16 protein-coding genes are annotated in these 21,606 nt (G+C 62.0%); 15 read left to right on the top strand and 1 reads right to left on the bottom strand.

Annotation, left to right across the window (positions count from 1 at the left end):
* Positions 1-429: 429 nt before the first annotated feature.
* The 15 genes from hutU to mdoH all read left to right on the top strand — a co-directional run bounded on the left by hutU (position 430) and on the right by mdoH (position 20,483).
* Positions 430-2,118 carry a urocanate hydratase gene (gene hutU / locus BM300_RS28660; protein ID WP_092222286.1) on the top strand — a complete coding sequence of 563 codons (1,689 nt, stop codon included), beginning with the start codon at positions 430-432 and terminating at the stop codon, positions 2,116-2,118.
* A gap of 138 nt (positions 2,119-2,256) precedes the next feature.
* A complete protein-coding gene (locus BM300_RS28655; RefSeq protein ID WP_092222288.1) occupies positions 2,257-3,723 on the top strand; it encodes a purine-cytosine permease family protein in 1,467 nt (488 codons plus the stop codon).
* Between the two features lie 70 nt (positions 3,724-3,793).
* Positions 3,794-4,762, top strand: coding sequence for an ABC transporter substrate-binding protein (locus BM300_RS28650; protein ID WP_092151004.1), 969 nt, complete (start codon positions 3,794-3,796; stop codon positions 4,760-4,762).
* Positions 4,763-4,831: 69 nt separating this feature from the next.
* Positions 4,832-5,683, top strand: coding sequence for an ABC transporter permease (locus tag BM300_RS28645; RefSeq protein ID WP_041024738.1), 852 nt, complete (start codon positions 4,832-4,834; stop codon positions 5,681-5,683).
* The gene (locus tag BM300_RS28640; RefSeq protein ID WP_092464647.1) at positions 5,680-6,510 is read left to right on the top strand and encodes a quaternary amine ABC transporter ATP-binding protein; all 831 of its coding nucleotides are present in this window, start codon (positions 5,680-5,682) and stop codon (positions 6,508-6,510) included. The genes BM300_RS28645 and BM300_RS28640 overlap by 4 nt, the downstream gene beginning before the upstream one ends.
* Before the next feature lie 200 nt (positions 6,511-6,710).
* Complete coding sequence (gene hutH / locus BM300_RS28635; protein ID WP_092151010.1) at positions 6,711-8,234, top strand: histidine ammonia-lyase; 1,524 nt, start codon at positions 6,711-6,713, stop codon at positions 8,232-8,234.
* A gap of 129 nt (positions 8,235-8,363) precedes the next feature.
* Positions 8,364-9,896 carry a histidine ammonia-lyase gene (gene hutH / locus BM300_RS28630; RefSeq protein ID WP_092464645.1) on the top strand — a complete coding sequence of 511 codons (1,533 nt, stop codon included), beginning with the start codon at positions 8,364-8,366 and terminating at the stop codon, positions 9,894-9,896.
* A gap of 136 nt (positions 9,897-10,032) precedes the next feature.
* Entirely contained in the window at positions 10,033-11,235 is a 1,203-nt protein-coding gene (gene hutI, locus BM300_RS28625) for an imidazolonepropionase (protein WP_092151013.1), read from the top strand.
* Positions 11,236-11,246: 11 nt separating this feature from the next.
* Entirely contained in the window at positions 11,247-12,050 is an 804-nt protein-coding gene (hutG, locus tag BM300_RS28620) for an N-formylglutamate deformylase (protein ID WP_092151016.1), read from the top strand.
* A 261-nt stretch (positions 12,051-12,311) separates the two neighbouring features.
* Positions 12,312-13,259: a choline ABC transporter substrate-binding protein gene (locus BM300_RS28615; protein ID WP_092464643.1), complete on the top strand. Its 948-nt coding sequence runs from the start codon at positions 12,312-12,314 to the stop codon at positions 13,257-13,259.
* Positions 13,260-13,404: 145 nt separating this feature from the next.
* Complete coding sequence (locus BM300_RS28610; protein WP_256572661.1) at positions 13,405-14,316, top strand: alpha/beta hydrolase; 912 nt, start codon at positions 13,405-13,407, stop codon at positions 14,314-14,316.
* A gap of 105 nt (positions 14,317-14,421) precedes the next feature.
* On the top strand, positions 14,422-15,393 hold the full coding sequence (gene pip / locus BM300_RS28605; protein ID WP_003196909.1) for a prolyl aminopeptidase: 972 nt from the start codon (positions 14,422-14,424) through the stop codon (positions 15,391-15,393).
* Positions 15,390-15,827, top strand: a complete 438-nt coding sequence (gene dtd, locus BM300_RS28600) for a D-aminoacyl-tRNA deacylase (RefSeq protein ID WP_092151025.1) — start codon at positions 15,390-15,392, stop codon at positions 15,825-15,827. Before pip ends, dtd begins: the two co-directional genes overlap by 4 nt.
* Positions 15,828-16,177: 350 nt before the next feature.
* Entirely contained in the window at positions 16,178-17,920 is a 1,743-nt protein-coding gene (locus BM300_RS28595; RefSeq protein WP_203417386.1) for a glucan biosynthesis protein G, read from the top strand.
* The gene (gene mdoH, locus BM300_RS28590; protein WP_092464641.1) at positions 17,913-20,483 is read left to right on the top strand and encodes a glucans biosynthesis glucosyltransferase MdoH; all 2,571 of its coding nucleotides are present in this window, start codon (positions 17,913-17,915) and stop codon (positions 20,481-20,483) included. Before BM300_RS28595 ends, mdoH begins: the two co-directional genes overlap by 8 nt.
* Before the next feature lie 201 nt (positions 20,484-20,684).
* Here mdoH and BM300_RS28585 read toward each other — a convergent pair whose 3' ends face one another.
* Positions 20,685-21,026: a DUF6124 family protein gene (locus BM300_RS28585; protein WP_092345448.1), complete on the bottom strand. Its 342-nt coding sequence runs from the start codon at positions 21,024-21,026 to the stop codon at positions 20,685-20,687.
* Positions 21,027-21,606 lie beyond the last annotated feature (580 nt).

Here is a 21,606-nt window from a genome sequence, read left to right as displayed (position 1 = left end):
CTAAAACCCGGCGACGCGGTGGATCAGGTTGATTGAGTGAGCTTGAGAGGGGGCTGCTGCGCAGCCCAGCGGGAGCAAGCTCCCTCGCCACAAAAAGCCTCGTCCTCGCTGTTTCCTCTTTGCGCACCAATTTGTTACCGAATGCCCCAGCGTGGCGCAATGCCATGCTTCTGTGACCCTCCGATTGCCCTCTCGAAAACCCTCTTAAAAAATTTCATGCCGCTCAGCAGCCCTGAAATCACAAGGCTTTCAGCCAATTCCCCAACCGTTTCTGAACACCACCTCCAACAAGTTGGCCGCTTGATTGCATATGCTTGTACATACAAGTAAAGACGTATGCGTATGAGTCACTGATATTCAACGCAACGTTCGCTAAATCGCTGCCCACTGCCCGGGCTGGTCTGGATTGATCGCTGAGGAGTTTTTGCTGTGACCGACGCTACCCGCAAACCTGAAAAATACCGTGACGTTGAAATCCGTGCCCCTCGCGGTAACACGCTGACCGCCAAGAGCTGGCTGACTGAAGCGCCGCTGCGCATGCTGATGAACAACCTCGACCCGGAAGTGGCCGAGAACCCCAAGGAACTGGTGGTCTACGGTGGCATAGGTCGCGCGGCGCGCAATTGGGAGTGCTACGACAAGATCGTCGAAAGCCTGACCAACCTGAACGACGACGAAACCCTGCTGGTGCAATCCGGCAAGCCGGTGGGTGTGTTCAAGACCCACAGCAACGCCCCTCGCGTCCTGATCGCCAACTCCAACCTGGTGCCGCACTGGGCCAGTTGGGAGCACTTCAACGAACTCGACGCCAAGGGCCTGGCCATGTACGGCCAGATGACCGCCGGCAGCTGGATCTACATCGGCAGCCAGGGCATCGTGCAGGGTACCTACGAAACTTTCGTCGAGGCTGGTCGCCAGCACTACGACTCCAACCTCAAGGGGCGCTGGGTCCTGACCGCCGGCCTGGGCGGCATGGGCGGTGCGCAACCCTTGGCCGCGACCCTGGCCGGTGCGTGCTCGCTGAACATCGAGTGCCAGCAGGTGAGCATCGATTTCCGCCTGAAAACCCGCTATGTCGACGAGCAAGCCACCGACCTCGACGACGCCCTGGCGCGCATCGAGAAATACACCGCCGAAGGCAAGGCGATTTCCATCGCCCTGTGCGGGAACGCTGCCGAGATCCTGCCGGAAATGGTCCGTCGTGGTGTGCGTCCGGACATGGTCACCGACCAGACCAGCGCCCACGACCCGCTCAACGGCTACCTGCCGGCCGGCTGGACCTGGGACGAGTACCGTGCCCGCGCCAAGACCGAACCTGCCGCCGTGGTGAAGGCCGCCAAGCAATCGATGGCCGTCCACGTCAAAGCCATGCTGGCCTTTCAGAAAATGGGCGTGCCGACTTTCGACTACGGCAACAACATCCGCCAGATGGCTCAGGAAGAGGGCGTCGAAAATGCCTTCGACTTCCCTGGTTTCGTCCCGGCCTACATCCGTCCGCTGTTCTGCCGCGGTATCGGCCCGTTCCGCTGGGCTGCGCTGTCCGGTGATCCGCAGGACATCTACAAGACCGACGCCAAGGTCAAGGAACTGATCCCCGACGACGCCCACCTGCACAACTGGCTGGACATGGCCCGCGAGCGCATCAGCTTCCAGGGTTTGCCGGCACGGATCTGCTGGGTCGGCCTGGGCCAGCGCGCCAAGCTGGGCCTGGCGTTCAACGAGATGGTGCGCAGCGGCGAATTGTCGGCGCCGATCGTGATCGGTCGCGACCACTTGGACTCCGGTTCCGTGGCCAGCCCCAACCGTGAAACCGAATCCATGCAGGACGGTTCCGATGCGGTCTCCGATTGGCCGTTGCTTAACGCCTTGCTCAACACCGCCAGCGGCGCGACCTGGGTGTCGCTGCACCACGGTGGCGGCGTCGGCATGGGCTTCTCCCAGCACTCGGGCATGGTGATCGTCTGCGACGGTACCGACGAGGCGGCCGAGCGCATTGCTCGCGTACTGCACAACGATCCGGCCACCGGCGTCATGCGTCATGCCGATGCCGGTTACCAGATCGCGATCGATTGCGCGAAAGAGCAGGGGCTGAACTTGCCGATGATTACCGGCAAGTAACCCCGAGCCCCTTGTGGGAGCGAGCTTGCTCGCGATGAGGGCGTGTCAGTGCTGACCCACCGCTATCGCGAGCAAGCTCGCTCCCACAGGGAAGCAGCGGCGAAAATGAATTCCAGAACAATCCACAGAGGTTGAACCATGGCTGTCAGTAGCACACGCGCAAGCAGCAAGCCGTTGATCGAGAAACGTTCGATCGACTACATCCCGGAAGCGGAGCGACACGGTCGGCTGTTGAGCCAGTTCACCCTCTGGATGGGGGCCAACCTGCAAATCACTGCCATTGTCACCGGTGCATTGGCGGTGGTGCTTGGCGGTGATGTGTTCTGGTCGTTGATCGGTTTGCTGATCGGCCAAGTGCTCGGCGGTGGCGTCATGGCCTTGCATGCCGCGCAAGGGCCCAAGCTTGGCCTGCCGCAGATGATCTCCAGTCGGGTGCAGTTCGGTGTGTATGGCGCGGCCATCCCGATCGTGCTGGTGTGCCTGATGTACCTGGGTTTCACCGCGACGGGCACCGTGCTTTCCGGTCAGGCACTGGGCCAGTTGTTTGATGTCAGCGACAGTGTCGGCATCCTCATCTTCGCCAGTGTCATCGTGTTGGTCACGGTGCTTGGTTATCGGGTGATTCACTTCATTGGCCGTGTCGCCAGCATCCTGGGTGTGATCGCCTTCGTTTACCTGTTCGCTCGCCTGATGAGCCAGACGGACGTTGGCGCACTCCTGCAAATCCGCCATTTCAGTTGGAGCAGCTTCCTGCTGGCGGTGTCGCTCGCGGCCTCCTGGCAGATCGCTTTCGGCCCCTATGTGGCGGACTATTCGCGTTACCTGCCAAGCCAAACTTCCTCGGTGAAAACCTTTTTTGCCGCAGGCGCAGGTTCAGTCATCGGCGCGCAGGTGGCGATGATCCTCGGCGTGTTTGCCGCGGCCTCGGCCAATGGGCAGTTCGCCGGTCACGAGGTGGCCTACATCGTGGGCCTGGGCGGTACCGGCGCCACGGCTGCGCTGCTGTACTTCAGCATCGCATTCGGCAAGGTCACCATCTCCACGCTGAACTCCTACGGCAGCTTCATGTGCATCGCGACCATCATCAGCGGTTTTCGTGGTCACCTGAACGTCACGCGCCTGCAGCGTCTGGTCTTCGTGCTGGTCATCGTCGGCGCTGCGACGCTGATCGCGCTGCTCGGCCAGCACTCGTTCCTCGGTGCGTTCAAGTCCTTCATCCTGTTCTTGCTGGCGTTCTTTACGCCTTGGAGCGCGATCAACCTGGTGGACTACTACTGCATCACCCGCGAGCGCTATGACGTACCGGCACTGGCCGACCCGAACGGTCGCTACGGTCGTTGGAACGCCCTTGGCATCAGCGTCTATGTCTTCGGCGTACTGGTTCAACTGCCGTTTATCGCCACCAAGTTCTATACCGGTCCGCTGGTGGAAGCCATGGGCGGTGTGGATATTTCCTGGATCATCGGTCTGGTGGTTCCGGCGGCGCTGTATTACGTCGTCGCCAAGAAGTGGCACAGCGCTGTACCCGATCAATTGATCCTGCCGCTCGAGCAGGACACGGTTGACGCACAACCGAGCAGGGCGGGCCGCATCCAAGCGGTCTGATGGGACGTTGACAGGGCTGGATGCCTCTTGACTGCCGTAAGCCAATCCAACTGATTAGGAGCGTCACATAATGAAGTCGAACAAGACCCTGCTGACCACATTGCTTTCCATGGGCCTGCTGGCCGGCGCCAGCGCCACACAAGCGGCGGGTTGGTGCGAGTCGGGCAAACCGGTGAAGTTCGCCGGCCTGAACTGGGAAAGCGGCATGCTGCTGACCGACGTCCTGCAAGTGGTGCTGGAAAAAGGCTACGGCTGCAAGACCGACAGCCTGCCAGGCAACTCCATCACCATGGAGAATGCCCTGAGCAGCAACGACATCCAGGTGTTTGCCGAAGAGTGGGTCGGCCGCAGCGAGGTGTGGAACAAGGCCGAGAAGGCCGGCAAGGTGGTCGGCGTCGGCGCCCCGGTGGTGGGGGCCATCGAAGGCTGGTATGTGCCGCGCTACGTGGTTGAGGGCGACGCCAAGCGCAAGCTCGAAGCCAAGGCCCCGGGCCTGAAGAACATCGCTGACCTGGGCCAGTACGCTGCCGTGTTCAAGGACCCGGAAGAACCGTCCAAGGGCCGTTTCTACAACTGCCCGGCCGGTTGGACATGTGAGCTGGACAACAGCGAAATGCTGAAAAGCTATGGCCTGGAAAAAACCTACACCAACTTCCGTCCAGGCACCGGCCCGGCCCTGGATGCGGCGGTGCTGTCGAGCTACAAGCGTGGCGAGCCGATCCTGTTCTACTACTGGTCGCCGACGCCGCTGATGGGTCAGGTGGACCTGGTGAAACTGGAAGAAAAACCGGGCGTGGATAAAAGCGTGAGCATCAAGGTCGGCCTGTCCAAGACCTTCCACGACGAGGCACCTGAATTGGTGACGGTGCTGGAAAAGGTCAACCTGCCCATCGATATCCTGAACCAGAACCTCGGGCGCATGGCCAAGGAGCGGATCGAGTCGCCGAAACTGGCGAAGATCTTCCTGAAGGAACATCCTGAAGTCTGGCACGCCTGGGTCAGTGAAGACGCTGCCAAGAAAATCGACGCGGCTCTGTAGGTCGAATCCCCCGGCCAATCCTAGGGTTGGCCGGGACGTTCACTGCATCCACCTGATCGAGAGTCTCTTATGTTTCCCGAAAGCTTTACCTTCTCCATCGCCGATTGGGTCAACGGTTGGGTCGACGCCCTGGTGACCAACTATGGCGATGTGTTCCGGCACATCTCCGACACCTTGCTGTGGGCCATCGTCAACCTCGAAGGCCTGTTGCGCATGGCGCCCTGGTGGCTGATGCTGGCCATCGTCGGTGGCATCGCCTGGCACGCCACCCGCAAGGTCGTGGCCACGGCAGTGATCGTTGGCCTGCTGTTCCTGGTGGGCGCGGTAGGCCTGTGGGACAAACTGATGCAGACCCTCGCCCTGATGCTGGTGGCGACGCTGATCTCGGTGTTGATCGGCATTCCCCTGGGCATTCTTTCGGCACGCAGCAATCGCCTGCGTTCGGTGCTGATGCCGCTGCTGGACATCATGCAGACCATGCCGAGCTTCGTGTACCTGATTCCGGTGTTGATGCTGTTCGGCCTGGGCAAGGTCCCGGCGATTTTCGCCACGGTGATCTATGCCGCGCCGCCATTGATCCGCCTGACCGACCTGGGCATCCGCCAGGTAGACGGCGAAGTGATGGAAGCCATCAACGCCTTCGGCGCCAACCGCTGGCAACAGTTGTTCGGCGTGCAACTGCCCCTGGCCCTGCCGAGCATCATGGCCGGGATCAACCAGACCACCATGATGGCCCTGTCGATGGTGGTCATCGCCTCGATGATCGGCGCCCGTGGCCTGGGTGAAGACGTGCTGGTGGGCATCCAGACTCTCAACGTTGGCCGTGGCCTGGAAGCCGGGCTGGCGATCGTGATTCTCGCCGTGGTCATCGACCGCATTACCCAGGCCTATGGTCGTCCTCGGCATGAGGTGAGCAAATGAGCAACGCAGCCATCAGCAAGATCGAAGTCAAGAATGTCTTCAAGATTTTCGGCAATCGCTCCAGGGAAGCCCTGGCGCTGATCCGCCAGGACAAGACCAAGGACCAGGTGCTGGCCGAAACCGGCTGCGTGGTCGGCGTGAACGACCTGTCGCTGAGTATCGGCACCGGTGAGATCTTCGTGATCATGGGGCTGTCCGGTTCCGGCAAGTCCACGTTGGTGCGCCATTTCAACCGGCTGATCGATCCTACCAGTGGTGCGATCCTGGTGGACGGCGAAGACATCCTGCAACTGGACATGGACGCCCTGCGCGAGTTTCGCCGGCACAAGATCAGCATGGTGTTCCAGAGCTTCGGCCTGCTGCCCCACAAGAGCGTGCTGGACAACGTCGCCTATGGCTTGAAAGTGCGCGGCGAGAGCAAACAGGTGTGCGCCGAACGGGCGTTGCACTGGATCAACACCGTGGGCCTGAAGGGCTACGAGAACAAGTACCCGCACCAGCTCTCCGGCGGCATGCGCCAGCGCGTGGGCCTGGCCCGGGCCTTGGCGGCGGACACCGACATCATCCTGATGGACGAAGCCTTCAGCGCCCTCGACCCGCTGATCCGCGCGGAAATGCAGGACCAGTTGCTGGAGCTGCAAAAGACCCTGCACAAGACCATCGTCTTCATCACCCACGACCTCGACGAGGCCGTACGCATCGGTAACCGCATTGCGATTCTCAAGGACGGCAAGCTGATCCAGGTCGGCACGCCCCGGGAGATCCTGCATTCGCCGGCGGATGAGTATGTCGATCGGTTCGTGCAGCGCAGGGCTGCGGTGGTGTAAGGCCGGACCCAGTTGTGTAAGGCCAGACGCGGTTGTGGCGAGGGGATTTATCCCCGTTGGGCTGCGCAGCAGCCCCAGACCAAGCAGTGGGATCAGCCTGACACAATTGGATGGAAAGTAATGGGACTGCTTCGCAGCCCAACGGGGATAAATCCCCTCGCCACAAATGTTATTGGCAACTTATGGGTATGAGGTTTTAGATGTCCCAGGCTGAAAAAATCGTGATCGCCGACGCCCCGTTGCGTTGGCAGGATGTGGTCGCCGTCGCCCGCTTCGGTGCCGAGCTTGAGCTGTCGGCCCAGGCCTGGGCGCGGATCGACAATGCCCAGGCCATCGTCCAGCGCATCGTCGAAAGCGGTGAGCGCGCCTATGGCGTCAATACCGGCCTGGGGGCCTTGTGCAATGTTTCGCTCAAGGACGAACAGCTCAGCCAACTGTCGCGCAACACCCTGCTCAGCCATGCCTGTGGCGTCGGTGCGCCGCTTTCCGATGAACAGACCCGGGCGATTCTCTGCGCCGCCATCCTCAACTACAGCCAGGGCAAATCCGGCATCCATCGCCGGGTGGTCGAAGCGCTGCTGGCGCTGCTCAACCGGGGCATCACACCGCAGGTGCCGTCCCAGGGTTCGGTGGGTTACCTGACCCACATGGCCCACATCAGCATCGCGCTTTTGGGCGTCGGCCAGGTCAGTTATCGCGGGCAAATCGTTTCGGCGCAACAGGCCTTGGCCGCCGAAGGCTTGCAACCGGTGCAGTTGGGCGCCAAGGACGGTTTGTGCCTGGTCAACGGCACCCCGTGCATGACCGGCCTCAGTTGCCTGGCCCTGGCCGATGCGACGCGGCTGGTGCAATGGGCCGACGTGATCGGCGCCATGAGCTTCGAGGCCCTGCGCGGGCAGATTGCCGCGTTCGATGCCGAGATCATCGCCCTCAAGCCGCACCTGGGCATGCAGCAGGTCGGGGTCAACTTGCGGGCCTTGCTCGACGGCAGCGAAGTCATCGCCTCGAGCTTGGGCATTCGTACCCAGGACGCCTTGAGTATCCGCTCGATTCCGCAGGTGCACGGTGCCGCTCGCGATCAGTTGGCGCATGCGCGGCAACAGATCGAAACCGAACTCAACGCCGCCACCGACAACCCGCTGTTGCTCGGCACGCCTGAGCATTTCCGGGTGATGTCCCAGGCCAACCCCCATGGTCAGTCGGTGGCGATGGCGGCGGACCTGCTGGCGATTGCCATGGCTGAGATCGGCTCCATCGCCGAGCGTCGCCTCGACCGCTTGATCAACCCCCACGTCAGCGGCCTGCCGGCCTTCCTGGTAGCCAACCCCGGGGTGAATTCGGGGATGATGATCGTGCAATACGTCGCCGCGTCGCTGTGCGCGGAAAACAAGCAACTGGCGCAACCGGCGGTGCTCGACAACTTCGTCACCTCGGGCCTGCAAGAAGATCATTTGAGCATGGGCACCAACGCGGCCTTGAAGCTGCACAGGGCGCTGGAAAACTGCACGCAGATCCTCGCCATCGAATACCTGCTGGCGGCCCAGGCCTTTGAATTTCTCAAGGCCCAGCGCTTCGGCACCGGCACCGACATCGCTTGGAAACTGCTGCGTGAGCGCGTGCCGGCCTACGACCAGGATCGCTGGCTGGCGCCGGACATCGCCAGTGCCGCTGGCCTGCTTAAAGACCCGAGCATGCTGCGAAGCGTATTACCGAATTTGAATTGATCAAAAAAGCGCCAGCGTGCCAAGGCACCTATTGCCCATAAAGCATCGCCCAAAAGGCGAAGGTGACGGATAACGGAACATTCCGGAGCGACTGGCGGGTAAAAACAAAACTCTCAAAAGGAGCAATACATGACTGCCTTAAACCTGATTCCCGGCCAATTGAGCCTGGCTCAATTGCGTGACATCTATCAGCAACCGGTGACCTTGAGCCTCGACGCCAGCGCGTCGGCGCAGATCGAGGCCAGCGTCGCCTGCGTGGAACAGATCCTCGCCGAGAACCGTACCGCCTACGGCATCAACACCGGTTTTGGCCTGCTGGCCTCGACCCGCATCGCCAGCGAAGACCTGGAAAACCTGCAGCGTTCCCTGGTGCTGTCCCATGCCGCCGGCGTGGGCGAGCCGATCAGCGATGCGCTGGTGCGGCTGGTCATGGTGCTCAAGGTCAACAGCCTGAGCCGGGGTTTCTCCGGCATCCGTCGGCAGGTGATCGATGCGCTGATCGCGCTGATCAATGCCGAGGTCTATCCGCACATTCCGCTCAAGGGTTCGGTCGGTGCTTCCGGCGACTTGGCCCCGCTGGCCCACATGTCCCTGGTGCTGCTGGGCGAAGGCAAGGCGCGCTATAAAGGCGAATGGTTGCCGGCTGTCGAGGCACTGAAAGTGGCCGGCCTCGCGCCGCTGACCCTGGCCGCGAAAGAAGGCTTGGCGCTGCTCAACGGCACTCAGGTATCCACCGCGTTTGCCCTGCGTGGCCTGTTCGAAGGCGAAGACCTGTTTGCCGGTGCCCTGGCCCTGGGTGGCCTCACGGTGGAAGCGGTGCTCGGCTCGCGTTCGCCATTCGATGCACGCATCCATGCCGCCCGTGGCCAGAAAGGCCAGATCGACGCCGCCGCTGCCTACCGCGATCTGCTGGGCGAGCGCAGCGAAGTCTCCGATTCGCACCAGAACTGCGACAAGGTCCAGGACCCGTACTCCCTGCGCTGCCAACCGCAAGTGATGGGTGCCTGTCTGACCCAGTTCCGCCAGGCCGCCGAAGTGCTGGTGATCGAGGCCAACGCCGTGTCGGATAACCCGCTGGTGTTCGCCGCCGAGGGTGACGTGATTTCCGGCGGCAACTTCCACGCCGAACCGGTGGCGATGGCCGCCGACAACATGGCCTTGGCGATTGCCGAAATCGGCTCCCTGAGCGAGCGCCGGATTTCGTTGATGATGGACAAGCACATGTCGCAGTTGCCGCCGTTCCTGGTGGCCAATGGCGGGGTGAACTCCGGCTTCATGATCGCCCAGGTCACCGCGGCGGCCCTGGCCAGCGAAAACAAGGCGCTGTCCCACCCCCATTCGGTGGACAGCCTGCCGACCTCGGCCAACCAGGAAGACCACGTTTCCATGGCCCCGGCCGCCGGCAAACGTCTGTGGGAAATGGCCGAGAATACCCGTGGGATCCTGGCGGTGGAATGGCTCGCGGCCTGCCAGGGGCTGGACCTGCGCGGCGGTTTGAAGACCTCTTCCAAACTGGAGCGGGCCCGGGGGCTGTTGCGTGCAGAAGTGCCGTTTTATGAGAAGGACCGCTTCTTTGCGCCGGACATCAATGCGGCCAGTGAGTTGCTGGCGAGTCGGTGCCTGAACGAGCTGGTCACGGCGCAGTTGTTGCCGAGCCTGTAAGGCTGATTCGATCGTTCCCACGCTCTGCGTGGGAACGCCTCATGGGACGCTCTGCGTCCCGATCTACGAAGGACGCGGAGCGTCCCGGACTGCATTCCCACGCGGAGCGTGGGAATGATCCTGACGGAGGACATCAATGAAAACCCTCTGGCAAAACTGCCACGCCGCCACCATGGCCCAGGGCGTCTACTCGATCATCGAAGACGCCGCCATCGTCACCCAGGGCAAGCACATCCAATGGATCGGCCCGCGTGCCGAATTGCCGACGGGTGACTACCCGGCGGTCAACGACCTCAAGGGCGCTTGGGTCACGCCGGGGCTGATCGACTGTCACACCCACACGGTATTTGGCGGCAACCGCAGCGGTGAGTTCGAGCAGCGCCTGCAAGGCGTCAGCTACGCCGAGATTGCCGCAGCCGGCGGTGGCATCGCCAGCACCGTACGCGCCACCCGCGCCGCCAGTGAAGACGAGCTGTTCGCCAGCGCCGCCAAGCGCCTGGGAAGCCTGATGCGCGACGGCGTGACCACCGTGGAAATCAAATCCGGTTACGGCCTGGACCTGGCCAGCGAGCGCAAGATCCTGCGCGTCATCCGCCGCCTCGGCGCTGAGCTGCCAGTCAGCGTACGCAGCACCTGTCTGGCGGCCCACGCTTTGCCGCCGGAATACAAGGATCGCGCCGACGACTACATCGAACACATCTGCAGCGAGATGCTTCCGGCCTTGGCAGCCGAAGGACTGGTGGATGCGGTGGATGCCTTTTGCGAATACCTGGCGTTTTCCCCGGCGCAGGTCGAGCGGGTGTTTATCACAGCGCAACAACTTGGGCTGCCGGTGAAGCTGCACGCCGAGCAATTGTCGTCGCTGCACGGTTCCAGCCTGGCGGCGCGTTACCAGGCGCTGTCGGCCGATCACCTGGAGTTCATGACCGAGGACGATGCCAAGGCCATGGCCGAATCCGGCACCGTGGCGGTGTTGCTGCCGGGGGCGTTTTATTTCCTGCGCGAAACCCAATTGCCGCCCATGGAAGCCCTGCGCAAGCACGGTGTGAAAATCGCCGTGGCCAGCGACCTCAACCCGGGCACCTCGCCGGCGCTGTCGTTGCGCTTGATGTTGAACATGGCCTGCACCTGCTTCCGCATGACCCCGGAAGAAGCCTTGGCGGGGGCGACGATTCATGCGGCCCAGGCCTTGGGCATGGCTCAAACCCACGGTTCGCTGGCTGCCGGCAAGGTCGCGGACTTTGTCGCCTGGCACATCGACCGCCCGGCCGACCTGGCGTACTGGCTCGGTGGCGATCTGGAAAAACGCGTCGTGCGTCACGGCGTGGAAATCGATTGAGGAGAACGGTTGTGGAGAAGGTCCTGAATTTCAAGCAAGGGCGCGTGCCGCTGTTGATCAGCATGCCTCACGCCGGCCTGCGCCTGACTCCGGCGGTACAGGCCGGGCTGATCCCCGAGGCGCAAAGCCTGCCAGACACCGATTGGCACATTCCCAGGCTCTACGAGTTCGCCGCTGAGCTGGGCGCCAGCACCCTGGCCGCCGAGTACTCACGGTTCGTCGTCGACCTGAACCGCCCCTCCGATGACAAGCCGATGTACGTCGGCGCCACCACCGGTTTGTACCCGGCGACGCTGTTCGATGGCGTGCCGTTGTTTCGCCAAGGGCTGGAGCCGTCGGCCGAGGAGCGGGCGAGGTATCTGCAACAGATCTGGATGCCTTACCACCAGGCGCTGCAGCAGGAACTGGCGCGGCTCAAGGCCGAGTTCGGCTATGCCTTGCTGTTCGACGCCCATTCGATCCGTTCGGTGATCCCGCACCTGTTCGACGGCAAGCTGCCGGACTTCAACCTCGGCACGTTCAACGGTGCCAGTTGCGACCCGACCCTGGCCAGCCAGCTCGAAGCCATCTGCGCTCGCCATGGTCAGTTCACCCACGTGCTCAACGGGCGGTTCAAGGGCGGACACATTACGCGGCATTACGGCAACCCGGCCGAAGACATCCACGCGGTGCAACTGGAACTGTGCCAGAGCACCTACATGGAAGAGTACGAACCGTTCAACTATCGCGCCGACCTGGCGGAGCCGACGCAAGTGGTACTCAGGCAATTGCTGGAAGGCTTGTTGGCGTGGGGGCGGCAGGCTTACAAGCATTAACCTGTGGTGAGGCAGCTTCTGTGGCGAGGGAGCTTGCTCCCGCTCGAGTGCGTAGCGCTCGCAAGTTTTTGGGGCCGCTGCGCAGCCCAACGGGAGCAAGCTCCCTCGCCACAGAGGTCTTCAGTGCCCTCAACCTGTCGCCACCGTGCAAAACCGAGTCGCCACAGTTCATCTTCAGCCCCTCGGCGCTGCGTAATGTTTTGGGCACGGTGCAGTAAGACACCGACCTACAATAATCCGCTGCCGCACGAGACCTTCCCGATGAAAAGACTGTTCAAACGCTGTCTGTCGATCCTCTGCGGTACCACCCTCTTGAGCGCCGGGGCGATGGCCGCCGAGCCTGCGTCGTGCCAGACCGTGCGCATGGGCGTGGTCAACTGGACCGACGTGATCGCCACCAGCGGCATGGCCGATGTGCTGCTCACCGGTCTGGGCTACGACAGCAAGCAGACCAGCGCCGTGCAGCAGATCATCTTTGCCGGCATCCGCGACAAGCGCCTCGACATCTTCCTGGGGTATTGGAAGCCGGCGATGGACAAGAACATCGCACCATTCCTGGCCGCCAACCAAGTGAAGGTATTGGACAAGCCAAGCCTGGCCGACGCCCAGGCCACCCTGGCGGTACCCGACTACGTGGCGGCGGCAGGGCTCAAGACCTTTGCCGACATCGCCCGGTTCAAGGACCAGCTCGGTGGCAAGATCTACGGCATCGAGCCGGGCAGCGGCGCCAACACCACCATCAAGACCATGATCGAGACCAACCACTTCGGCCTCAAGGACTTCAAGCTGATCGAATCCGGCGAAGCAGGCATGCTGGCGGCGGTGCAGCGCGCGGTGAATCGCAAGGAGTTCGTGGTCTTCGTCGGCTGGACCCCGCACCCGATGAACATCAACATGAACATCAGCTACCTGACCGGCAGTGAAGATGTCTATGGCCCGAACGAAGGCGCCGCCACGGTCTCCACCGTGACTGCGCCGGACTATGCCCAGCGCTGCCCGAACGTGAACCGCTTGCTGGAGAACCTCACCTTCACCGCCGCCCAGGAGAGTCAGTTGATGGTGCCGATCATGGAGCGCAAGACGCCCCAGGACGTCGCCCGGCAATGGCTGCGCGAGCATCCCGAGGATCTTCAGCGCTGGTTGGCGGGTGTCATGAGCTTCGATGGCAAGGATGGCGTGGCGGCGGTGCAGGCCAGCCTCAAGAACTGAGGCAATCTTCCGGGCACTGATAACCCTGTGTGGCGAGGGAGCTTGCTCCCGCTGGGTGGCGAAGCCGCCCCAAGAATCTTGTGAGCGCTGCGCACTCAAGCGGGAGCAAGCTCCCTCGCCACAAAAGCCTTTGAGCCACACCACGATGACCTACCCACTCTCCCAGGCAATGTCAGCCTTCATCGACAAAACCCTGAGCTTCACCAGCCTGGACGACAGCCTTGCCGGTTCGCGCCAGGCCTACAGCCAGATGTGCCGGGCGTTCACTGCGCCTTGCCCGCCGACGCTGGCCGTCGAGGATTTCGAACTGGCCGGCGTAGCGGTGAGGGCCTATTACCCGCAACGTGCGGCACCGCTTGCCGGCTGGCCATGCATGCTTTACCTGCACGGTGGCGGTTGGGTCGTGGGGGACCTGGATTCCCATGACTTCATCTGCATGGAGCTGGCCGCTGAGTTGGGCGCGTTGGTGGTGGCGGTGGATTACCGGCTGGCCCCGGAGCATCCGTTTCCGGCCGGTTTCGAAGATTGCCTGGCAGTGTGGCGCCACTTGGCGGACGCCCCGTTTGCCATCGACCCCCGTCGCCGGCTGGTGGTCGGTGACAGCGCCGGCGGCAATCTCGCCGCCGCGTTATGCCTGGCCTTGCGCGATGCCGGGCAACCGTTGCCGCGGGCCCAGGTCTTGATTTATCCGGCGCTCGGTGGCCCTGCGGATCTGCCGTCGCGTCACGAGTGCTTCGATGCCCCGCTCCTGAGCCGTCGCGAGTTGGAGCGCTATGAGGCGCTGTACCTGGGTGGCGCTCGTCCCTCGCTTTATGCCATGCCGTTACTCGCCGACAGCCTGGACGGCTTGCCGCCAGCGCTGGTTGCTGTCGCGCAATGGGATCCGCTGCGCGACGACGGCGTCCTTTATTGCGAGCGGCTGAACGCCGCAGGGGGAGACGCCGCGCTGTATGTCGGCAATGGGCTGGTCCACGGTTGCCTGCGTGGCCGCGGCCAGGTGCCAGAGGTCGATCAGATGTATCGCACGCTGCTGGCGTACCTGGCTGACATGCTTTGACTGCGCAGGGGACATGCTCATTAAGGTAATTCGGGTTTATGATGCCGGACGGCAGACTAAATAGACGTCCCCACAGGGATGACTCGACCCCTTACGGAGCGCGCAATGCAGACTTTGTACCCGCAGATCAAACCCCATGCCCGGCACGATCTGGCTGTCGATGACACCCACACGCTCTATGTCGATGAAAGCGGTTCCCCCGAAGGCCTGCCGGTGGTGTTCATTCACGGCGGCCCGGGTGCCGGCTGCGATGCGCAGAGCCGGCGTTACTTCGATCCGAACCTGTACCGCATCGTCACTTTCGACCAGCGCGGCTGCGGTCGGTCCACCCCCCATGCCAGCCTTGAGAACAACACCACCTGGGATCTGGTCGAAGACCTGGAGCGCATCCGCAAACACCTGGGCATCGAGAAGTGGGTGCTGTTTGGCGGTTCCTGGGGCTCGACCCTGGCCCTGGCCTACGCCCAGACCCATCCCGAGCGGGTACACGGCCTGATCCTGCGTGGGATCTTTCTCTGCCGTCCGCAGGAAATCGAGTGGTTCTACCAGGCCGGCGCCAGTCGCCTGTTCCCCGACTACTGGCAGGACTACATCGCACCCATCCCTTTGGACGAACGCGACGACCTGCTCAGCGCTTTCCACAAGCGCCTGACCGGCAACGACCAGATCGCCCAGATGCATGCGGCCAAGGCCTGGTCCACCTGGGAAGGTCGTACCGCGACCCTGCGTCCGAACCCGCTGGTGGTCGATCGCTTCTCCGAGCCGCAGCGGGCGCTGTCGATCGCCCGGATCGAATGCCACTACTTCACCAACAACGCTTTCCTCGAACCCAACCAGTTGATTCGCGACATGGGCAAGATCGCCCATTTGCCGGGCGTCATCGTGCATGGCCGCTACGACGTCATCTGCCCGCTGGACAATGCCTGGGAACTGCATCAGAACTGGCCCAACAGCGAACTGCAGGTGATTCGCGACGCTGGTCACGCCGCTTCGGAGCCGGGGATCACCGACGCATTGGTGCGCGCCGCTGCGCAAATGGCCCGGCGCCTGCTCGACCTGCCGCCTGAAGAAGCATGAAGGGGCTGTTGCAACGAGTTCGCTGCGCACGGGTCGAAGTATCAGGTGAGATCGTCGGCGCAGTGGACCAGGGCTTGCTGGTGTTGGTGGCCGTCGAGCCCGGGGATACCCGGGCCAGCGCCGACAAACTGCTGCATAAGCTGCTTAACTATCGAGTATTCAGCGACGCCGACGGCAAGATGAACCTGTCCCTGGCGGATGTCGGTGGTGGGTTGTTGCTGGTGTCGCAGTTCACCTTGGCGGCCGACACCAAAAGTGGTTTGCGCCCGAGTTTTTCGACAGCCGCACCTCCGGCCCTGGGAGAAGAGTTGTTCAGCTATTTGCTCACCCAGGCAAAACAGGTGCATGGCACTGTGGCATCAGGTAGATTCGGCGCCGACATGCAGGTGCATTTGGTCAATGATGGCCCGGTAACGTTCCTGTTACAGGTTTGAAAGCGCTTGAAACATCTTTTCGGGCCTGTTTCGAGGAAAAACTGGGAGTTTTCTCGATAAATACTTTGCTACCCCTGATGCGTTGTCACGCGGGCTACTAGATAATCGCGCGCTACGGGGGATCAGCGTTCGCTGGTCCATTTGACTTAGGTAGAGACTTGTCCTGGACCGTTTGGGGAATCATTTTGTCCCATCGGAGTCGGAACAATGCTCGCCAACTTGGCAAGAGTGGTCCGCAGGAACGGTTTTTCAGTGCCGTTACCGTGCAGATACTTTATCTGGCCGTTGGTTTTTTGATCAGTTTTCGGCGAGGGTTGCTCGTGATTGTTAGTCCCTGTAATGCACCAAAAATGACTGCCAAACGGTTTAGAAACGCTCTGGTAGCGGGCTCGGCCCTGCTGTGCCTGTTCGGCGCGGGCCAACTGTGGGCATTCAGCCTGGATGATGTATCGGCGAAGGCACAAGAATTGGCCGGGCAAAAGTTCGAAGCCCCGCGCAGCAATTTGCCGAACGAATTCCGCGAAATGAAATTCGCCGATTATCAGAAAATTCGTTTCCGCACCGAAAAAGCTGAATGGGCCGACCAGAAGACCCCGTTCCGGCTGTCGTTCTATCACCAGGGCATGCATTTCGACACGCCGGTGAAGATCAACGAAATCACCGCGACCACCGTCGACGAGATCAAGTACGACCCGACACGTTTCGATTTCGGCGACGTGAAGTTCGATCCCAAGGCCACCGAACAGCTGGGCTACGCCGGTTTCCGCGTGTTGTACCCGATCAACAAGGCTGACAAGCAAGACGAAATCATGACCATGCTGGGCGCGAGTTATTTCCGCGTCATCGGCAAGGGCCAAGTCTACGGTTTGTCCGCTCGAGGCATGGCCATCGACACCGCGTTGCCTTCCGGTGAGGAATTCCCGCGCTTTCGCGAGTTCTGGATCCAGCGTCCGAAACCGACCGACAAGCACCTGGTGATCTTCGCCCTGCTGGATTCGCCACGGGCCACTGGTGCCTATCGCCTGATCGTGCGTCCGGGTACCGACACCGTTGTCGACGTGAAATCGCGGGTGTTCCTGCGTGATCGTGTCAACAAGTTGGGCATCGCCCCGTTGACCAGCATGTTCCTGTTCGGCGCCAACCAGCCGTCCAAGGTGCTGAACTACCGTCGTGAACTCCACGATTCCAGCGGCCTGTCCATCCATGCCGGCAACGGCGAGTGGATCTGGCGTCCGCTGAACAACCCGAAACACCTGGCCGTGAGCAACTTCTCGGTAGAAAACCCGCGTGGTTTCGGCCTGCTGCAACGTGGTCGTGACTTCAGCCACTACGAAGACCTGGATGACCGTTACGAAAAACGTCCAAGCGCCTGGATCGAACCGAAAGGCGATTGGGGCAAAGGTACTGTCGATCTGGTTGAAATCCCGACCGCCGACGAAACCAACGACAACATCGTTGCGTTCTGGAGCCCGGAAAAACTGCCTGAACCAGGCCAGCCACTGGACTTCGCCTACCGTCTGCACTGGACGCTCGACGAAGCCAACCTGCACTCGCCAGACAGCGCCTGGGTCAAGCAGACCCTGCGTTCGACCGGTGACGTGAAGCAGTCCAACCTGATCCGTCAACCGGACGGTAGCGTGGCCTACCTGGTGGATTTCGAAGGGCCGTCCCTGCAAGCGCTGCCTGAAGAAGCCGAAGTACGTAGCCAGGTGAGCGTTGGTGACAACGCCGAGATCGTCGAGAACAGTGTGCGCTACAACCCTGAAACCAAGGGCTGGCGCCTGACGCTGCGCCTGAAGATCAAGGACCCGAGCAAAGCGACCGAGATGCGTGCCGCCTTGGTCAGGCCGCTTGTTCCTGTCGAACTCCCAGCCACCGCGCATTCCGTGGCCACGCTGGCCAAGGCCGACAAGGTCGCCAAGCAGCAGAGCGAAAAAGAGCAAGCCAACGAGCAAGCCGGCGAGCAGAAAGAAACCAAGGCCGTCAAGGCATCCACCGCCGTCGCCGAGCCGATCCCAACCCAACAGGAACCGGAACAGACTGAACAAGTCCTGACTGAGACCTGGAGCTACCAGTTGCCTGCCGATGAGTAATACGTCCGTACGACCAGAGACTCTCAGTGAGTATCTGGCCCACTTGCCGATGACCGACGAGCAGCGCGCCGAGCTGGCGGGCTGCACGTCATTCAGCCAATTGCATGAACGCTTGGCTTCCTCGACATTCGACGCACCCAACGAGGCGGCGCAAGCCTCGGTGGGCCGACGCCTGACGCTGAGCACCGCCGAGGAACTCGAGGACGCCGAAATGCTGGCCCTCGATGCCAACGGCCGGGTGTGCTTGAAGGCGACACCGCCGATTCGCCGGACCAAGGTCGTGCCGGAACCGTGGCGCACCAATATCCTGGTGCGCGGTTGGCGGCGCCTGACCGGGCGTACCAACCCGCCGAAGCCGCCCAAGGATGAGCGCGTGCTGCCCCATGCACGCTGGCGTACCGTGGGTTCGATCCGCCGCTACATCCTGTTGATCCTGATGCTCGGCCAGACCATCGTTGCCGGTTGGTACATGAAAGGCATCATGCCGTACCAAGGCTGGTCGCTGGTGGACCTGGACGAAGTCCTGCACCAACCGCTGTTGCAGACGGCCACGCAAGTGCTGCCGTATGCGTTGCAAACCAGCATCCTGATCCTGTTCGGGATCCTGTTCTGCTGGGTGTCGGCGGGTTTCTGGACGGCGCTGATGGGCTTTCTCGAATTGCTCACCGGTCACGACAAGTACCGCATCTCCGGTGCCAGCGCCGGCAACGAGCCGATTCCCAAGGACGCCCGCACCGCACTGGTGATGCCGATCTGCAACGAAGACGTACCGCGGGTATTCGCCGGTTTGCGCGCAACCTTCGAGTCGGTGGCTGCCACCGGTGACTTGGATCGTTTCGACTTCTTCGTGCTCAGCGACAGTAACGAGACCGATATTTGCGTAGCCGAGCAGCAGGCCTGGCTGGATGTCTGCCGTGAAGCCGGGGGCTTCGGCAAGATCTTCTATCGCCGCCGTCGCCGTCGCGTGAAGCGCAAGAGCGGCAACCTCGACGACTTCTGCCGTCGTTGGGGCAGCGACTACAAGTACATGGTCGTGCTCGACGCTGACAGCGTCATGAGCGGTACGTGCCTGACCAGCCTGGTGCGCCTGATGGAAGCCACGCCGGACGCTGGCATCATCCAGACCGCGCCACGTGCCTCGGGCATGGACACGCTGTATGCGCGCATGCAGCAGTTCGCCACCCGGGTGTACGGCCCGCTGTTCACCGCCGGCCTGCACTTCTGGCAGTTGGGTGAATCCCACTACTGGGGCCACAACGCGATCATTCGCATGAAGCCGTTCATCGAGCACTGCGCGCTGGCGCCGCTGCCCGGTAAAGGCGCGTTCGCCGGTGCCATCCTGTCCCACGACTTCGTCGAAGCGGCGCTGATGCGCCGTGCTGGCTGGGGCGTGTGGATTGCCTATGACCTGCCGGGCAGCTACGAAGAACTGCCGCCGAACCTGCTGGACGAACTCAAGCGTGACCGTCGCTGGTGCCACGGCAACCTGATGAACTTCCGGCTGTTCCTGGTCAAGGGCATGCACCCGGTGCACCGTGCGGTGTTCCTGACCGGCGTGATGTCCTACCTGTCGGCGCCGCTGTGGTTCTTCTTCCTGGTGCTGTCCACTGCGTTGTTGGCGGTGAACACGCTGATGGAGCCGCAGTACTTCCTCGAGCCGCGTCAGCTCTATCCGTTGTGGCCACAATGGCACCCGGAAAAAGCCATCGCCCTGTTCTCCACCACCATCGTGCTGCTGTTCCTGCCCAAGTTGCTGAGTATCGTGCTGATCTGGGCCAAGGGTGCGAAGGAGTTCGGTGGCAAGTTCAAGGTGACGCTGTCGATGCTCCTGGAGATGCTGTTCTCCATGCTGCTGGCGCCAGTGCGGATGATTTTCCACACCCGCTTCGTGCTTGCCGCATTCCTGGGCTGGGCTGCAACCTGGAACTCGCCACAACGTGACGACGACTCCACGCCATGGAGCGAAGCGGTCAAGCGCCACGGCCCGCAAACCTTGCTGGGCTTCTTCTGGGCCTTGCTGGTGATCTGGCTGAACCCGAGCTTCCTGTGGTGGCTGGTGCCGATTGTCGGCTCGCTGATGCTGTCGATTCCGGTATCGGTGATTTCCAGCCGCGTGGGCCTGGGCTTGAAGTCCCGCGATGAAAGCCTGTTCCTGATCCCTGAGGAATACGCACCGCCCCAGGAACTGCTGTCGACGGACCAGTACACCCATGAAAACCGTTGGCATGCGCTCAAAGACGGTTTCATCCGGGCGGTGGTCGATCCACAACAGAACGCCTTGGCGTATGCGTTGGCAACCTCGCGTCACGGCAAGGCCGAGCCGATCGAATGGCTGCGGGTCGAACGCGTTCGTCACGCCTTGAAGACCGGCCCGACCGGCCTCAGCAACGCCGAGCGACTGGCCCTGCTGAGCGACCCGGTGGCCCTGTCACGCCTGCACGAGCAGGTCTGGAGCGAGGGGCATCCCGAGTGGCTGGCGGCATGGCGTGAGTCGGTCAAGGCCGACCCTCATGCACCGCTGCTACCGCTACAGCCGGTGAGCGTGCAGCCTCAAGTGGCCTGATACGCAAAAAGCCCCGCTTCTGGAAGGAAGCGGGGCTTTTTGTTGGGCGCTGTTGTGAACACGACTGTTTGATCCGGGGACAGGGTTAACACCTGTGGCGAGGGAGCTTGCTCCCGCTCGGCCGCGCAGCGGACGCAAAAAAGCGGGGGCGGCTGCGCCACCCAGCGGGAGCAAGCTCCCTCGCCACATTTCGTGGTGCGGTCAGGGTTGTGTGTTGACGTTGTCCAGTGCTCGATTCGCCAACAAAGCACTCAGCTCGATCAGTTGCTGAATACCAAGGGCGACATGACGTCGTGAACCTTCCAGGTCGAACGCAAGGTCACTGACCATGGCGTCGGCTGAGGCCAGGTTTTCGCTGAGGTTGGCCAACAGGCTTTCAGTGTCGATACCGTCCACGACGGTGAAGAGCTGGCCCGATGGCTGTTTTTCTTCGGGGTTGGGCTGTTTGGGCTTCAGGTAGTAATCGAGCGCGCGGTCGGTGGCTTCCTGGAGTTTCTTGGGATCGGTTTCGGGTTCTGGTGGGTTGGGTGTGGCCTTGAACATGGTTGACGCTCCTTGATTGATGGAGCCGCCAGACATCGCTGCTAAACGAAAAGGGTGGCGACTGTGCGCGGGTTAGCAGACCAGGAATCAAGGAACCCGGCGCACCGAAGTGCCCCACGCACAGCCACCATAAAGCGGACCTGCGTGCCTTGATATTGTGCCGAGCTGCTAAACCCGATCGCTGAACTGACAGCGACCTGCAAACGTTAGAGCCCGGGGGCAAGGCGCACAAGCCGGCGGATTCTGGCGTAGTTGTAGGCAATGGTGCAAGGCTCCGTAGCCTTGGGATGACGGATTGTGGGGCTCAGGTATTTTTGTATGTATATCCGTTATTTAGGTAACGGCTGCTTAGGGTTCCGCTCTTACAGCGGGTCACTTTCGAAAAGCGCGAAAGTAACCAAAGCGCTCATGCCCCACCACTCGGTGCCTCGCTTAGGCTCGGCATGCCCTCACTCCGGCATTGCTCCGTGGGCCCGCCGCGAAGGGCCATCCATGGCCCAGCGCGGCTATCCCGGCATCCATGCCGGGATGCCCACTCCACAATGCCTGCGTTCGGCCAGCGTGGTTAACGGGGCGCCGA

Source organism: Pseudomonas sp. NFACC46-3, assembly GCF_900114515.1.
GTDB lineage: Bacteria > Pseudomonadota > Gammaproteobacteria > Pseudomonadales > Pseudomonadaceae > Aquipseudomonas > Aquipseudomonas fluorescens_Q.
This window is presented reverse-complemented; position numbering and strand designations above follow the sequence as displayed.

What these genes read in the sequence shown, in the direction of transcription:
- hutH (WP_092151010.1), top strand. Translation starts at nt 6,711, where the DNA reads ATGTCCCAGGCTGAAAAAATCGTGATCGCCGACGCCCCGTTGCGTTGG.
- mdoH (WP_092464641.1), top strand. Translation starts at nt 17,913, where the DNA reads ATGAGTAATACGTCCGTACGACCAGAGACTCTCAGTGAGTATCTGGCC.
- hutH (WP_092464645.1), top strand. Translation starts at nt 8,364, where the DNA reads ATGACTGCCTTAAACCTGATTCCCGGCCAATTGAGCCTGGCTCAATTG.
- BM300_RS28645 (WP_041024738.1), top strand. Translation starts at nt 4,832, where the DNA reads ATGTTTCCCGAAAGCTTTACCTTCTCCATCGCCGATTGGGTCAACGGT.
- BM300_RS28640 (WP_092464647.1), top strand. Translation starts at nt 5,680, where the DNA reads ATGAGCAACGCAGCCATCAGCAAGATCGAAGTCAAGAATGTCTTCAAG.
- BM300_RS28585 (WP_092345448.1), bottom strand. Translation starts at nt 21,026, where the DNA reads ATGTTCAAGGCCACACCCAACCCACCAGAACCCGAAACCGATCCCAAG.
- BM300_RS28650 (WP_092151004.1), top strand. Translation starts at nt 3,794, where the DNA reads ATGAAGTCGAACAAGACCCTGCTGACCACATTGCTTTCCATGGGCCTG.
- BM300_RS28655 (WP_092222288.1), top strand. Translation starts at nt 2,257, where the DNA reads ATGGCTGTCAGTAGCACACGCGCAAGCAGCAAGCCGTTGATCGAGAAA.
- BM300_RS28610 (WP_256572661.1), top strand. Translation starts at nt 13,405, where the DNA reads ATGACCTACCCACTCTCCCAGGCAATGTCAGCCTTCATCGACAAAACC.
- BM300_RS28615 (WP_092464643.1), top strand. Translation starts at nt 12,312, where the DNA reads ATGAAAAGACTGTTCAAACGCTGTCTGTCGATCCTCTGCGGTACCACC.
- BM300_RS28595 (WP_203417386.1), top strand. Translation starts at nt 16,178, where the DNA reads ATGACTGCCAAACGGTTTAGAAACGCTCTGGTAGCGGGCTCGGCCCTG.
- pip (WP_003196909.1), top strand. Translation starts at nt 14,422, where the DNA reads ATGCAGACTTTGTACCCGCAGATCAAACCCCATGCCCGGCACGATCTG.
- hutI (WP_092151013.1), top strand. Translation starts at nt 10,033, where the DNA reads ATGAAAACCCTCTGGCAAAACTGCCACGCCGCCACCATGGCCCAGGGC.
- dtd (WP_092151025.1), top strand. Translation starts at nt 15,390, where the DNA reads ATGAAGGGGCTGTTGCAACGAGTTCGCTGCGCACGGGTCGAAGTATCA.